This is a genomic window from Acetatifactor aquisgranensis (assembly GCF_943193215.1).
In the GTDB taxonomy this organism is placed as follows: Bacteria; Bacillota; Clostridia; order Lachnospirales; family Lachnospiraceae; genus Acetatifactor; species Acetatifactor aquisgranensis.
This window is the reverse complement of sequence record NZ_CALPDH010000016.1, coordinates 1-13,978: the sequence shown is the minus strand read 5'-3', so window position 1 is coordinate 13,978 and position 13,978 is coordinate 1. Positions and strand designations below refer to the sequence as shown.

General features: G+C 41.4%; 13 protein-coding genes. All 13 read left to right on the top strand.

Going from position 1 to position 13,978, the window contains the following annotated elements; all coding sequences use genetic code 11:
- Window positions 1-2: 2 nt before the first annotated feature.
- The gene (locus NFS35_RS14565) at window positions 3-1,148 is read left to right on the top strand and encodes a glycosyltransferase family 1 protein (RefSeq protein WP_330640234.1); all 1,146 of its coding nucleotides are present in this window, start codon (window positions 3-5) and stop codon (window positions 1,146-1,148) included.
- A complete protein-coding gene (locus tag NFS35_RS14560) occupies window positions 1,141-2,109 on the top strand; it encodes a glycosyltransferase family 2 protein (protein WP_251207848.1) in 969 nt (322 codons plus the stop codon). Before NFS35_RS14565 ends, NFS35_RS14560 begins: the two co-directional genes overlap by 8 nt.
- 21 nt (window positions 2,110-2,130) lie before the next feature.
- Window positions 2,131-3,201 (top strand): glycosyltransferase family 2 protein, encoded by a 1,071-nt coding sequence (locus tag NFS35_RS14555; protein ID WP_251207847.1) that lies wholly within the window; start codon window positions 2,131-2,133, stop codon window positions 3,199-3,201.
- 57 nt (window positions 3,202-3,258) lie between these two features.
- Window positions 3,259-4,245 (top strand): glycosyltransferase family 2 protein, encoded by a 987-nt coding sequence (locus NFS35_RS14550; RefSeq protein ID WP_251207846.1) that lies wholly within the window; start codon window positions 3,259-3,261, stop codon window positions 4,243-4,245.
- On the top strand, window positions 4,149-5,501 hold the full coding sequence (locus NFS35_RS14545; RefSeq protein WP_251207845.1) for a glycoside hydrolase family 5 protein: 1,353 nt from the start codon (window positions 4,149-4,151) through the stop codon (window positions 5,499-5,501). The genes NFS35_RS14550 and NFS35_RS14545 overlap by 97 nt, the downstream gene beginning before the upstream one ends.
- 26 nt (window positions 5,502-5,527) lie before the next feature.
- A complete protein-coding gene (locus NFS35_RS14540; RefSeq protein ID WP_251207844.1) occupies window positions 5,528-6,565 on the top strand; it encodes a glycosyltransferase in 1,038 nt (345 codons plus the stop codon).
- Window positions 6,566-6,594: 29 nt separating this feature from the next.
- The gene (locus tag NFS35_RS14535; RefSeq protein WP_251207843.1) at window positions 6,595-7,533 is read left to right on the top strand and encodes a glycosyltransferase family 2 protein; all 939 of its coding nucleotides are present in this window, start codon (window positions 6,595-6,597) and stop codon (window positions 7,531-7,533) included.
- 5 nt (window positions 7,534-7,538) lie between these two features.
- Window positions 7,539-8,636 (top strand): DegT/DnrJ/EryC1/StrS family aminotransferase, encoded by a 1,098-nt coding sequence (locus NFS35_RS14530; RefSeq protein ID WP_251207842.1) that lies wholly within the window; start codon window positions 7,539-7,541, stop codon window positions 8,634-8,636.
- Between the two features lie 44 nt (window positions 8,637-8,680).
- A complete protein-coding gene (locus tag NFS35_RS14525; protein ID WP_251207841.1) occupies window positions 8,681-10,435 on the top strand; it encodes an ABC transporter ATP-binding protein in 1,755 nt (584 codons plus the stop codon).
- A gap of 22 nt (window positions 10,436-10,457) precedes the next feature.
- Window positions 10,458-11,111 (top strand): NeuD/PglB/VioB family sugar acetyltransferase, encoded by a 654-nt coding sequence (locus tag NFS35_RS14520; RefSeq protein ID WP_251207840.1) that lies wholly within the window; start codon window positions 10,458-10,460, stop codon window positions 11,109-11,111.
- A gap of 83 nt (window positions 11,112-11,194) precedes the next feature.
- Window positions 11,195-12,457, top strand: a complete 1,263-nt coding sequence (locus tag NFS35_RS14515) for a nucleotidyltransferase domain-containing protein (protein ID WP_330640233.1) — start codon at window positions 11,195-11,197, stop codon at window positions 12,455-12,457.
- Window positions 12,448-13,104, top strand: a complete 657-nt coding sequence (locus tag NFS35_RS14510) for a VanZ family protein (protein ID WP_251207839.1) — start codon at window positions 12,448-12,450, stop codon at window positions 13,102-13,104. Before NFS35_RS14515 ends, NFS35_RS14510 begins: the two co-directional genes overlap by 10 nt.
- An 86-nt stretch (window positions 13,105-13,190) precedes the next feature.
- Window positions 13,191-13,925 carry a hypothetical protein gene (locus NFS35_RS14505; protein WP_251207838.1) on the top strand — a complete coding sequence of 245 codons (735 nt, stop codon included), beginning with the start codon at window positions 13,191-13,193 and terminating at the stop codon, window positions 13,923-13,925.
- The last annotated feature ends 53 nt before the right edge of the window (window positions 13,926-13,978 follow it).

Here is a 13,978-nt window from a genome sequence, read left to right as displayed (position 1 = left end):
AAATGGGGGAGAGACCGGTGATGGAAGCTGTTACTGTTAATGTTCTGTATGTGTATGGTGACATATTACATTATGGTGGAATTGAAAGTTTCATGATGAATTACTTCCGCTATATTGACAAAACAAAAATACACATCGACTTTGTGTTGCAGGGAAAAGGCCCCGGAGTTTACGATGATGAAATCCGTGCGGCGGGCAGTGAGATTTATTATCTTCCGAAGCCGGGGCATGAATTGCTGCGATACATCAGAGAATTATGCCGGATTTATAAGACAGGAAGATATAAAATCGTGCATGCTCATTGTGATGCGATGAACCATCGAGTGCTGAAACTGGCTAAAAGATGCGGCGTTCCGATTCGGATTTCGCATGCGCACAACACGGATCATGTACTCCCCAAGGAAATAGGGCTGAAACATTTCTTTTATGACTATAGTCGAAATAGGGGGAGCGATTATGCCACTGCAAGATGGGCATGCTCAAGAGAAGCCGGCATATGGATGTATGGGAAATCTGACTTTTCAGTGATTCCAAATGCAATAGAACTAAACCGTTTTCTATTTGACAAGGACAGAAGAAATGAGCTGAGAAAGAAATATCGGATATCAGAAGACGTGATTGTATTAGGGCATGTCGGACGATTTGACATACAGAAGAATCAGGGCTTTTTGGTAGATTTGCTTCAGAAATTGATGGAAACAGGGAGAAAATATAAACTACTTTTTCTCGGCACCGGGTGGATGAAGCAGGAGGTTGAGGACAAAGTACGAAAGTATCATCTGGAGGAGAATGTCCTTTTTGCAGGAGAGGTATCTAATCCACAGGACTATTATCATATGATGGATATCTATGTGATGCCTTCTTTGTTTGAAGGTTATGGGATAGCGCTGGAAGAGGCGGAAGTGAATGGGCTGCCATGCCTGGCATCGGACAAAATTCCCAGAGAGGTGGATGTATTAGGACAGATTGCATATTTACCTTTGGATATAGATATATGGAGGAAAAGAATAGAAAGACAAAGCGCAGAGCGTAATTTTGCGGTATATGAGGAACTGAAAAGGCAGGGCTATGACATCGTGGATGCTGCCAGGAAAGTGCAGGATGAGTATGTTCGTATGTATAATGGAGCGGTGAGCGGCAATGGCTGAGATTTCAATCATCATACCAATCTATAATACGGGAAAGTATATAAGGGAATGTCTGCAGTCGGTCATCGATTCTGTGGGCTTCGATATGTGCGAAGTCATTTTGATTGATGACGGTTCCACCGATGACAGCGTTGAAATCGTGAAGAAGACAGCTGGTGTGTACCCGAATATTGCTTTATATCAGTTTGCCAATGCCGGGCCGAGCAGCGCCAGAAATCATGGCATGGAGCTGGCTGCCGGGAAATATATCTATTTTCTGGACAGCGATGATTATCTGGAGAGGGATTATTTGGATAAATTGTACCATGCGATAGAAGAAAACCAGTGCGATATGGTTTTCGCAGGCTTTTCAAAAGCATCAGAGGACAGATTCGCTATTCAGCCGGTAAGCAGACCAATATTAAATGAGACGCAGATAATGAGCGGAATCGGGTATCTGAATCGCCGTATGGATTTGGGAGATTGGGAGAACCGGGTCTGGAGCATGATGTTCCGCAGAGATTTCCTTTTAGAAAACCATTTGTGCTTTGATACAGAGGTCTTTCTCTATGAAGATGTGTTGTTGATTAATCAGGCATTGCTATATGCAAAGAGAATCTGTTCTGTACCGACCTATGGATATCAGTACCGTTTCAGAAAGGAAAGCCTTGTACAGGGTGGCGTGAAAGAAAAGGATATAGAGGAATGCATAAAGGTGTTGCAATGTTTTCGAACATTGTGTTTGGAATTGAATCAACAACAACAAAAAGCATTGGGAAGAGTTCTGTTTGAGCATATATCCATGACTTTGTACTATATCGGTATATTAAAACCGGACCGTAAAAAAGAATATTACAGACAGCTGCAGCAGACGGAAATCTTAAGAATATTGAGGAAAAGCATTACCGGAAAAAGAGAATGGATGAAATACCTGATATTCCGTTATGCAATCGGGATGTACTATATGTTGGTGAAAAAATGACGTGATATAGGGGATGAAGCGATGGAAGAAGTCAGCGTAATTATACCTGTGTATAATTCGGCCAATTACATAGACGCCCTTTTAGGAAAATTGATGTTACAGACCTATAAGAATTTAGAGATTATTCTTGTTGACGATGGGTCCGCAGATGACAGCAGGGAATTGATACAGTCATTTCAGAAAAAAGATTGCCGGATTATGATGTATCAGAATAATCAAAAAGGGGTTTCCTCAGCCAGAAATTTTGGTATTCAGAAAGCCACTGGCAAGTATATTCGTTTTTTAGATGCGGATGATATGGTGGAAACGGATTCTATAGAGATTATGCTGCGGGCAATGAAATCGGATGCTGCTGTTGACCTGGTGATAGGAAGCTATATGGGCTCAGGCATAGGACATTATCATGGACCGACAACATTGGAAGGAAAAACAGATAAGAAGAAATTTCTGCATGAATTTGCAGAGTATCCAAAGACTTTTTATTATGGTGTGGTTTGGAATAAACTTTACAGAAAGGAAATTATTGACAGAGAACAAATCCGTTTTCCGGAGGAAATAGACTGGTGTGAAGATTTTATATTTAATCTGCAATATTATTCTCATTGCCGTTATGTGTATTATCTACCGAAAATAATATACACATACATTTCTCGTGAGAACAGTATTACTCAAAACTATGACAAGAATGAAAAAGACAGGATAAAGGAAATAGAGGCTTACAGATGTCAATGGGCAATATCCACACTTGCAGGTATAGCGGGTGAGTATGCAGAACATTTTGAAATGACATGTTCGTACATAGATTTAAAAGAAGAAGTCGGCAGATTAGTACGTTCAAATCCAAAAAACAGATTCTGGCAAGGATGTAAAAACTTAAAGGCCTTTTTGAGTCAACAGCAAAATATAAAAGTATTATGTTATGAAAGTGAGAGAAATAAAGACTTTTTAGTGAGGATTATATATAAGGGCATAAAATATAAACTTTATTTTCCTCTTTTTATGCTATTGAGTTTAAAAGAATTCCTTTCAACTCACTGTGTCATATTGAAGAAATTATGGGTTCGGTTTGTCAAGAGACATGAGTCACTGTAATGAATCGGAAAAATTAGTATCAAGGCTGAGGACATAATAAAGGGAAAAGAGATGAATATGAAAGAATTAATTTCAATTATAGTTCCAATATATAATTCAGAGCAATTCCTGACAGAATGTCTTGATTCCTTACAGATGCAAAGCTATCGGAATATAGAAGTGATAATGATAAATGACGGATCGGGAGATGGTTCTCCGGGCATTTGCAGGAGATATTGCGAATGTGACCCTCGTTTTATTCTGCTGGAACAGGAAAATAAAGGACTTCCTATGGCAAGGAATGCCGGACTGGATATTGCGAAAGGCGCTTATATATGCTTTGTGGATTCGGATGATTTTGTAGGCAGAGAATATGTTGAAATTCTGTATTCAAATATAAAAGAATATCAGGCGGATGTTTCCATGTGCAATTATGTGAAGTTTGGAGAGGAGGGGGTTTATGATAAGGGAGAAGCGGAAAATAAGAAGAAAGAAGAAAACGATATAACTATTCTTGATAAGGTGGTCATACTGCGAAAATTAGCAACAGTGGGGCCGAATAACCAGAGCGAGGAAATGGCTGTATGTTGGAATAAGATGGTGAGCCATAAGTTTTTTGAAGATGGCCTGCGTTTTCCGGACAAGCTTCATGAAGATGAATTTATGGTGAATGAATATATTTTTCGGTTGAAAAAGGCTGTCTGGACAGATGATAGACTGTATTACTATCGACAACGTTCTTCAAGTATTATGGGGGAAAGGCAGAAGAAAAATATGCGGCATCTGGATGCTTTGGAAGCCATTAGAAGCCGAATAGAATTATTTAAAGAGCAGGAATATATAACAGTATTTACTGATATTTTGTATTCCTATTTTGAAAATGCTGTCATCATGTATTTTAAACTGTTTGACAAGAATAATAGAAGCGAGCTGAAGAGAAAGATATACCCACAATATTTTGCGACATTGTGGCGTTATCGAAGGAAACTGGGATTAAGGAAACAGCTTCGTTATGGACTATTTCTTATTTCTCCAAAACAGTTTCGAAGGAGGTATTGGATATGACTCAAAAAAAGAGACGCATCATAATTTCTCTCAGCGTGTTATGTGCTTTGGTTATTTTTACATTTTTGACTGTGACAGTATGGTTTCATTATATACCGGTGGGAGGAAATACAAACTCTTTTTTTACGGAAGATAAGCTGGTTCAATGGACTGCAGAGGATATGCTGAGTGTATCGGAGAACAGGATTGTCAAAGGAAATGGCGAAGAAATCATTTTGTCAGGTGTCAATCTTGGCGGTTGGCTTCTCCAGGAATATTGGATGTGTCCCGTCAAAGGAAGCGATACGGTTGAGTTCTGGACATATCTGGAGACGCTTCAGGTACTTGAGGAGCGCTTTGGATTTGAAGATGCGCAAAAGCTGGTGGAAAGCTATGAGGACAATTGGATTACAGAAGAAGATATTCACAGAATAGCGGAAATAGGGTGTAATGTAATCAGGGTCCCTTTCTGGTACCGTAATTTTATGAAAGATTCAGGAGGAAGATGGATTACGGAAGATATGGATGACAATCCGGGATTTAAGAGATTGGATTGGGTAATTGAAATGGCGGAGAAGTATGGGCTATATGTCATTTTGGATATGCATGGGTGCCCGGGAGGACAGAGCACCGATCATTGCGCCGGCTCAGCCAGAAAATGTGAATTGTTTTCTGATTCATTGTATCAGGATGTCATGGAGAAACTGTGGGTGGCGATTGCACAGAGATATCAGGGGAATCCAACGGTTGCCGCCTATGACATCATGAATGAAGCTTTAATTGCAGCGGACAGTGTAGAGACTGATCCAAGGAATCTTGTGTATGACCGCATGATGAAAGCCATTCGAAAAGTAGATTCGGAACATATGATTATTGTGGAAGGGATATGGACATTGGATGCGCTTCCGGAACCGGCAGAAAGCGGGTGGAGCAATGTGATTTACGCGGTGCACTTGTATGGACATGAAGATGTTGAAACGGTCTGCAGCAGTTATCGGGATTACAGCGAAAAACATAATATTCCGGTTTATATCGGTGAATATTCAGATATGGAATTTCTGAAATATTGCCGTGAAATGGGGATAAACAGTACCTCATGGACATATAAGGGAAACCAGAAAATGGAGGATACCTGGTTTATGTATTATGCAGACAGAATGCTTGCAGCGAACGTTTGTCAGGATCCATATTGGCTGATTAAGCTAAAATGGGGAAACTGTTTGAAAACAAAGTACATGATAGAAAATGATGCGACTTTATCTTATTGGAAGCAATAGTTATAGTTGGGGTGAGACATATTAGAATGAAAGATTTACTGGTAAGCATCATTGTGCCGGTTTATAACACAGAATGCTATGTGGCTGATTGTATCAATTCGATACTTGCACAGACCTACCCATTTTGGGAATTGATTGTGGTAGATGATGGCTCATCCGATGCCTCTGGAAGCATCTGTGATGATTATGCAGAAAAGGATCGGAGAATACAATGCTATCATCAGGAAAATCAAGGTGTGTCCAGTGCCAGAAACCTTGGAATACAGTGCGCAAAGGGAGAATATCTTTTGTTTGTGGACAGTGATGATATGATTACGCCCCGGCTTCTCGAAACAGCAGTAACTTATATGAAAGAGGAGAATCTTGATTTATTATATTTTAACCTTGATATGATTGTAGAGAAAAAAGAAGGAAAAGAGCCGCTAACCGTTTGGGAGCCAAAAAATAAAATTGAGTCTTTTCAGCTTTCAGGCAGCAAGGAAAGAGTGGCTTATATATTAGATGAATATCTGGAATTTAACGCATGTTATTTTCTTTGCAACAAATTTTTCAGGCTGAATCTGGTTAAAGCTAAGGGAATTTATTTTGAATCTGGAGTAAGGATGGGAGAGGATATAGGGTTCTTGATTCAGTATTTATTATATGCTCACAAAGTGAAAGGAATTTCGGAAGTACTTTCCTGGTATCGTATCAGATACGGTTCGGCTATGAACAAAGATAATACAAAAATATTTTGGCTGGATGATTTTGTCTCTTTGCTAAAGGGAGTTTGGAGGCATAGAAAAAAAGCAGGAATTTCATGCGGCAGTTTTAATACAATTTTTATGAAAGTTATGGATAATCAGTATCAAAAGAGGGAATCGCGCAGGGAGTATCGGGATGCTGTGAAGCAACTTGAAAGAAAAAACAGACCATTTTTTATATGGCAGACATGCGAGGCCCTCTTACATCCATTCAGATTTATCAGAGCTTTTGGAAAATCAATGGGAAAACGGAAATGGAAAGACAATTTATTTGCATTAGGTTATCTGATTTTGCCTGGTAAAGCGGAAAGAAAGGCTTAGTTGATAAATTGCCATGGGAGAAGACATGTATGAAAGTAAGTATTGTGATGCTGGCTTATAATCATGAGAGATTTATAGAACAGGCTCTTGACAGTGTATTAATGCAGGAGACGGAATATGAGTATGAGCTGATTGTGGGGGAAGATTGCTCTAAGGATTGTACGAGGGAAATCGTTAAGAGATACGAGGAAAAGTTTCAGGGCAGAATGAGCCCCCTGTATCGTGACAAAAATTTGGGAATGATTAAAAACTTGTTGGATTGTCTGACGCATTGTACGGGGGAATATATTGCGATGCTGGAAGGGGACGATTTTTGGACAGATTGCGGTAAACTGCAGAAACAGGTTGATTTTTTGGAGACTCATTCAGAATATGCTGCATGTGTGCATAACTGGAATATCGTGAGTGCATGCAACGCATTTATCAGAAAAGGCTTCGAGGAGGATTCTGCTCATGACTATACACTGCAGGATGTGGAGTCTTTTGCTCTGCCAGCCCAGACTTCAACATTAATAGTAAGGAATATTTTTCAGGAAGCAAAAGAAAAGTATTATAGGACATTAGTATGGTTCTTATGGATGCCGATGGATAGAATTGCCGTGCTTTTGATGTTGCAATACGGGAAAATACTGGTTTTGCCGGAAGTGATGAGCACTTATCACTATTATATAGAAGAGAATGGCAGTAACTGGTCCTCTGCACATGAAGTGGAGTCCAAACAAAATTATTTATATTTTTTCATGATGGCACTGGGATTGGAACGGTTGGCTGGAAAACTGGGTTCACCTATTTCCATGGTAAATGAGAAAGTGAGGTTGTTCCGTGAATCAAGAAGAGCGCGCAGCTGGTCAAAGAGAAGAAAGTGGCTATGGCTTCAGGGGATACTAATGATTTTAGCAGAACCTCATCGTGTTTCCTTTTTGAAAAAAATACAGGAAGACCGCGTCAGAAAACCAAGTGTGAGGTAGGTAATATGGAAGATATATATGTTACAAAAGCTTTTCTGCCTCCTATGGAAGAGTACATAGACCGGATAAGAAGTATCTGGGAATCACATAGATTGACCAATATGGGTTCATTACATCAGGAATTTGAGAGAAAACTGACACAGTATTTGCGTGTGCCATACTGTCTTGCTTTTGCCAATGGACATTTGTCATTGGAGACAGCTCTGCAGGCATATGGGCTTACAGGGGAAGTGATTACGACTCCTTTTACGTTTGCTTCAACTACTCATGCGATTGTGAGGAATCAATTGGCTCCGGTATTTTGCGATATCTGTAAAGAAAATTACACAATCGATGTAGATAAAATAGAAGAGTTGGTTACGGAGAAAACCAGTGCGATTCTACCGGTTCACGTCTATGGACAGGTTTGTAGCGTGAAAAAAATTCAGGAGATAGCGGACAGGCATCATTTGAAAGTGATTTATGATGCAGCGCATGCATTCGGTGTCACAGTGAAAGGACAGGGAATCGGGAATTTTGGAGATGCCTCTATTTTCAGCTTTCATGCGACAAAGCCATTTCATTCGATAGAAGGAGGGGCAATAACATTTCGTAGTTTTGAAGATGGTGTAAAAATGTATCAGATTAAGAACTTCGGCTTCATGGGTGAAGATATGGTATGCGCAGTGGGCGGAAATGCTAAGATGAGTGAATTTCATGCTGCAATGGGGCTATGCAATATGGAATATCTGGATGAGATTCTCACCGGAAGAAAAAGAGTAGTGGAGAGATACCGCGAAAGATTGAAAAATCGAGATGGGATTGTCCTTTTACCAAGCCAGGAGGGGGTACAGGAAAATTATGCATATTTTCCGATTCTTATTAAGGAAGACATATTCGGGGAAAATCGTGACTCAGTATATGAGAGATTGGCTAAGAATGGAATTCATGCCAGAAGATATTTTTATCCGCTTACGAAAGATTTTCCATGTTACAAACACCTATTTCAAGAAGTACGCACACCGGTTGCTGAGTATGTGGCGGAGCGTGTTTTGACGCTACCATTGTATGACGGTTTGTCTGAAGATGAGGTGGATCGAATAAGTGATATTTTGCTGCAATAGTCGTTTGCACATCTTGATTAGAGATTAAGTTGGAGAAAGCAGGAATGACAAAAGTAAAGAAAATAGTGTCTAAGATAAGAGAAGGATTTCTGAAAAAGGCTGTATCAGAATTCTTTTGGATTTATAATACCCTAGCAGAATATCGATGGCAAATTATATTTTATACATTGCTTATTTTAGTGTCATCGGGAATATCATTAAGTTTTTCATTGCAGAGTAAGCGCCTTGTAGATAGCTTAGTTGCAGGGACATGGTCCGGAGTGGCGTTTGTTGCAGCTTACTATGTTGTGGCCGGAAGCATGAATGTAGGACTTTCGATGCTGAGCCAGAGGATTTCAGCAAAAGTAAATTCTGTAGTAAAAAAAAGGCTGTCAATAAAAACATTTCGGAAGATATTATGTGCGGACTGGGAAACCATCATAGAGCATCATAGTGGTGACCTTATGGCGAGAATGCAGGAAGATATTGGAACAATATCAGAGAGTACAGTAGGATGGATTCCCTCATTGCTTGCCATTGGATTACAACTTTTGATTTCGATTGTAATCATAGTATACTATGATTACACAATGATTTTTGTGATTGTATTAGTAGCGCCTATAATACTGATAAGTTCCAGATTTTTTCTTGGAAAACTGTATGTGAACACTCAAAAACAAAGGGAAATGTCTAGTGACATCATGGGTTTGTATAAGGAGGCTTTCCAGCATTTACAATCTATCAAAGGTTTTGGTTTAATATCGCTTTTTGACGAAAAGATGCAGAAAAAGCAGAATGAACGGCAGCAGATTGATTTAGAAGCGAACAAATATGCGATAGCCTCTTGGAGTGTCATGTATATCAGTGGTCAGGTGGCGGCGCTTGTCTGTCTTGCATGGGTGCTTTATCATGTATATTTGGGGATTATTTCGCTCGGCACAATGACTTTGCTGATTGCGATGGCATTGAATGTTGCGACTAATTTCAAGTCTCTGATACAGCTCATTCCGGCCGCGATTGGGACGATATCTTCTTCGGAACGTGTGAGGATACTTTTGGAGCTACAGGAAGAGGTGATTGAGGGGGCTGATGATTATAAGAAGCTGAATGGGCAAGAAAATGACGAAAGAATTTCCTTGTCGATAAAAGGGATGAGCTTCCATTATAAAAATGGTAAAAAAGTGTTTGAAAATGTATCTTGTTATGTGAATTCAGGTGAGATTGTTGCTTTTGTGGGACCCTCAGGGGAAGGGAAAACAACGATGCTGCGTATTTTGCTTGGCATTGTCAAGGCTGAAGGCGAATGTGTGTTTGTTACAAATGGAGGGACTATGCCGATAACAACGGCTTCACGTAAGTTGATGGCGTATGTACCGCAGGGAAATACTATGCTGAATGGAACCATTGCTGATAACTTGCGGATGTTGAAGCCAGATGCCACAGATGAGGAAATTATTCAGGCATTAAAAGAGGCATGTGCATACGAATTTGTGGAACTTCTGCCGGAAGGGATACATCAGAAAATTGGCGAAAGCGGTCTTGGATTTTCGGAAGGACAAAATCAAAGGCTCGCAATTGCAAGAGCGCTGATGTGCCGCACTCCTATCTTATTGTTAGATGAAGCTACATCAGCGTTAGATGTAGCGACAGAACGCCGTGTTCTGGCAAGTTTAATGAAAGGTTGGAGACAGCGGACTTGTATATTGACTACACATAGGCCGAGTGTACTTAATATGTGTGACAGAGTGTACCGCATAGCTAATAAAGAAATAAAAGAAGTCGGAGATACTGAAATTCAGAAGATAATGGATGAATTTTGAAATATAAGAAAGGAGAATGAAGATGATTTTTGCAATATATGGCGCAGGAGGGAGCGGCAGGACATTTATGAATCTTGCGCTCAGGCGCAATAAAGAAGAACACGAGTGGAGCGATATTATTTATGTAGATGATATAATTGGAATTTCTGAATGGGAAGGTAGGAAAGTATATACATTTCAACAGGTGACAGAGAAATTTTCACAGACAGAAGTACAATTCATAATTTCTCAGGGAGAGCCTTCAACAAGAGAAAAGTTGTTTAGCAAAATACGCGAAAAAGGATATTCATTCTATACATATATAGATAAATCAGCATTAGTTTGTGAGGGGGCAAGCATCGGAGAAGGATGTATGATTGCACCTAATGTATTCATTGATGCACATGTCAAAATAGGAAATAATACTTTAGTGTATATTGGGGCTGTTGTTGGTCATGATACAAAGCTGGGAATGCATAGTGTGGTTTCTGTAAGTTCATTTATTGGAGGACATTGTGTATTGGAAGAAAAAAGTTATGTAGGGCCAGGCGCAATGATAAGGGATCGGATTAGTGTAGGTAAGGAAGCTGTTTTGGCGATGGGGGCAGCGGTATATAAGGATGTGCCGGAAAAAATGGTTGCTATTGGAAACCCGGCGCGGATGATGAAACATCAGGAAGGGAAAGGATTATTTTGAAAATTTTCTATAAAAAGTGGAACGCGAGATTGAAGATACCAGATAAATAGCCTGACAGAAGATTATGCTGATATGGAGGAAGTATGAAATCAGCAAGCAGCACGGAGCGAATTAAGCCAATGGACAATCAAAAACAAAATTTTCTATCTCTGCTTGGAAAAGCAGTAAATGAAAACCAGGAATTTCAATTAATCCCCCCTGTTGACTGGCCGGAAATCCTCAGGCTTGCCAGAGCCCAAAATGTCCATGCACTTATATTTGATGTGGCTTCCGAAATCCTGGAATTTAGGAAAACACAGGAATATGAAGCTTGCATGCGCACAGCGATGGCGCAGACTGCAGGTCAGATTAAGAGAACGGAAGCCTTTTTGGAACTCTATCGTGCGTTTGGTGCCGCCGGGCTGCATCCCATAGTCATGAAAGGGGTTGTCTGCCGCCGGATGTATGGCGGCTATAGTGACCATCGCCCATCCGGCGATGAAGATATCCTGATTCAAAAGGAAGAATATGAAAAAGTTAAAAGGGTATTGGTGTCACAAGGATACCTGCCGGAACGGGAAACGGTGACATCCGGCCAGCTGGAAGAACTGCAGGAGATTAGTTTCCATCATGCTGATTCAGGATTGTGCATAGAGGTTCATACGAATCCTTTTGGACGCGAGAACAATCTGCGCCGACAGATGAATGATTGCTTTCAGTCTGTTTTCGACCATCCTATTAAATTGGACGTGGAAGGCACGATTCTCTGGACGATGAACCATACCGACCATTTTTTGTTCCTGATTCTGCATGTGTTCCGACATATGATGGCCAGCGGCTTTGGAATCCGGCAGGTACTGGATATTCTTATGTATGATAAGGCTTATGGGGACGAAATAGATCAGGACTATATCAGGAAAGTACTGGGGCAGATAGGAGCGGAAAAGTTCTTTGGAGATTTAGTTTACATAGGGAATCGGTATCTGGGATTTCGGCTGCCGGAGATGGGAGAGACAAGCTGCCCGGAAGAATTATTGCTGGATTTGTTGGATAATGGCATATTTGGAAATGAGACTCAGGCCTGGAGGACATCGATTCACATGACGGAGGCTGCTGTGGAAAGCAGCGGGACACGAAGCAGGCTGCGGTTACTTGGCAGGACCATATTTCCGGGGCGTGCAGCCATGATTGGGATGCACCCTGAGCTTCAGGAGAAACCATGGCTTCTTCCTGTCCGCTGGGTACAGCGCTGGGGGCGCTTTGTCAGGCACAACAGGGAAAATGGCGGGAAACTGGCAAAGGAAAGCATGGAAATCAGCCGGCGCCGAATTGAATTGTTGAGGAAATATGGGAAAGGATGGAAATGATCAGATATCTTCTTTCCGCGGATGGCGGTTATGTTTCCCGATATTTGACAGATATATTCGGGGACGATTGGGCTCAAGTCTTTGAATGTATCAGCGAAGATATGCAGGAGCCGATAAGTTATATTCCGCAGGGATTGCTCCTGGGGCTGGCATCGCTCCCGATTCTGTGGCTGTGCTGGAAAATCTTTTGCCGTAACCGCAGGCCGGACTGGGTACGGCTGGGCGCATATGCCTGCTGTATCGCCTATGTGTTCGTCCTGCTGAATATGACATTTTTCAGCCGTGAGCCAGGTTCCCGGACAGGGGTGAATCTACAGCTCTTCGGAACCTGGGGAGATACGCCGAAGTCCCGGGGATATGTGATTGAGAACATCATTCTGTTTCTGCCTTTCGGTATCCTCGTGCCCGGCGCCATTCCCTTCCTGCGGCGGGCATGGTGCTGTGTGCCTGTTGCCTGCCTGTGCAGCATTGCCATTGAAGGGGTGCAGTTTGTCACCCAGAGGGGCTACTGCCAGCTGGATGATGTGCTGATGAACACAGCGGGCGCGGGAGCCGGATGGCTGCTGTATCGGATAGTCTTGCATAGGCGGATGCTGTTCCATGAAAAGAAAAGGAAGTCTCGTGCACTTACGAGTATAGCACAGTGAAATGAAATCATGCCAGGCAGGCTTTTTTGTAGTGGGTTAATGAAATATTGTTCAGGGGAGTACATATTGTAATGTTCAGAATAAAAATGGCAAATTTAGTAATAGGAATAGACAATCAATATGAATACACCAGCGGATTCTGTGAACACTACAAAGCCGATTCAGAGCAGGAAGATTTCCGTGTATCCGTCACAGAGCAGGAAATTCTCGAAGAGCGGGAACGCAGCGAAATCCCTTACGCACTTCCTTACTGCGAAAGCATTGCCCTATATCGTGCCATATGCCGAAAGCTGATTGATTATGATGCATTCCTGATGCATTCAGCCGCCCTGGAGCTGGATGGGAAAGCATATGTGTTTGCCGCTAAAAGCGGTGTGGGAAAGACAACGCATATGAAACTGTGGATGCAGGAATTTGGTGAACGGGTTCGGGTAATTAATGGCGACAAACCAGTGTATCGTTTCCTGAATGGAATGTTATATGCTTGTGGGACTCCATGGTGCGGTAAGGAGAGGATGGGAAATAATATCATGTCTCCGGTGAAAGCCATCTGTTTTCTGGAGCAGAGCCCTGATAATCGTATTCAGCGTTTGGCGGTGGAGGAAGTCATCGGGCGCATTTTTCACCAGCTTCTGATACCGAAAGAGGAGGCTGCAATGAAGCATTTTATCGATATGGTAGATAAGATGATATGCAGTGTGAACAGTTATCTTCTTCAGTGTAATAAAGAGAGAGAGGCTGCGGTAGTGGCATATAATGGAATGGTACAGGATTCTGCCCACTGTTGTGGCATAAAGAGTCCAGCTAAGAAATGTCAATAGGTAAAACGAAAAATGTTTAAAAAGTTTTTTTCAAGCAGTTGATGTAAAAAAGG

What these genes read in the sequence shown, in the direction of transcription:
- NFS35_RS14505 (WP_251207838.1), top strand. Translation starts at nt 13,191, where the DNA reads ATGGCAAATTTAGTAATAGGAATAGACAATCAATATGAATACACCAGC.
- NFS35_RS14565 (WP_330640234.1), top strand. Translation starts at nt 3, where the DNA reads ATGGGGGAGAGACCGGTGATGGAAGCTGTTACTGTTAATGTTCTGTAT.
- NFS35_RS14550 (WP_251207846.1), top strand. Translation starts at nt 3,259, where the DNA reads ATGAAAGAATTAATTTCAATTATAGTTCCAATATATAATTCAGAGCAA.
- NFS35_RS14515 (WP_330640233.1), top strand. Translation starts at nt 11,195, where the DNA reads ATGAAATCAGCAAGCAGCACGGAGCGAATTAAGCCAATGGACAATCAA.
- NFS35_RS14510 (WP_251207839.1), top strand. Translation starts at nt 12,448, where the DNA reads ATGGAAATGATCAGATATCTTCTTTCCGCGGATGGCGGTTATGTTTCC.
- NFS35_RS14555 (WP_251207847.1), top strand. Translation starts at nt 2,131, where the DNA reads ATGGAAGAAGTCAGCGTAATTATACCTGTGTATAATTCGGCCAATTAC.
- NFS35_RS14540 (WP_251207844.1), top strand. Translation starts at nt 5,528, where the DNA reads ATGAAAGATTTACTGGTAAGCATCATTGTGCCGGTTTATAACACAGAA.
- NFS35_RS14535 (WP_251207843.1), top strand. Translation starts at nt 6,595, where the DNA reads ATGAAAGTAAGTATTGTGATGCTGGCTTATAATCATGAGAGATTTATA.
- NFS35_RS14530 (WP_251207842.1), top strand. Translation starts at nt 7,539, where the DNA reads ATGGAAGATATATATGTTACAAAAGCTTTTCTGCCTCCTATGGAAGAG.
- NFS35_RS14525 (WP_251207841.1), top strand. Translation starts at nt 8,681, where the DNA reads ATGACAAAAGTAAAGAAAATAGTGTCTAAGATAAGAGAAGGATTTCTG.
- NFS35_RS14560 (WP_251207848.1), top strand. Translation starts at nt 1,141, where the DNA reads ATGGCTGAGATTTCAATCATCATACCAATCTATAATACGGGAAAGTAT.
- NFS35_RS14520 (WP_251207840.1), top strand. Translation starts at nt 10,458, where the DNA reads ATGATTTTTGCAATATATGGCGCAGGAGGGAGCGGCAGGACATTTATG.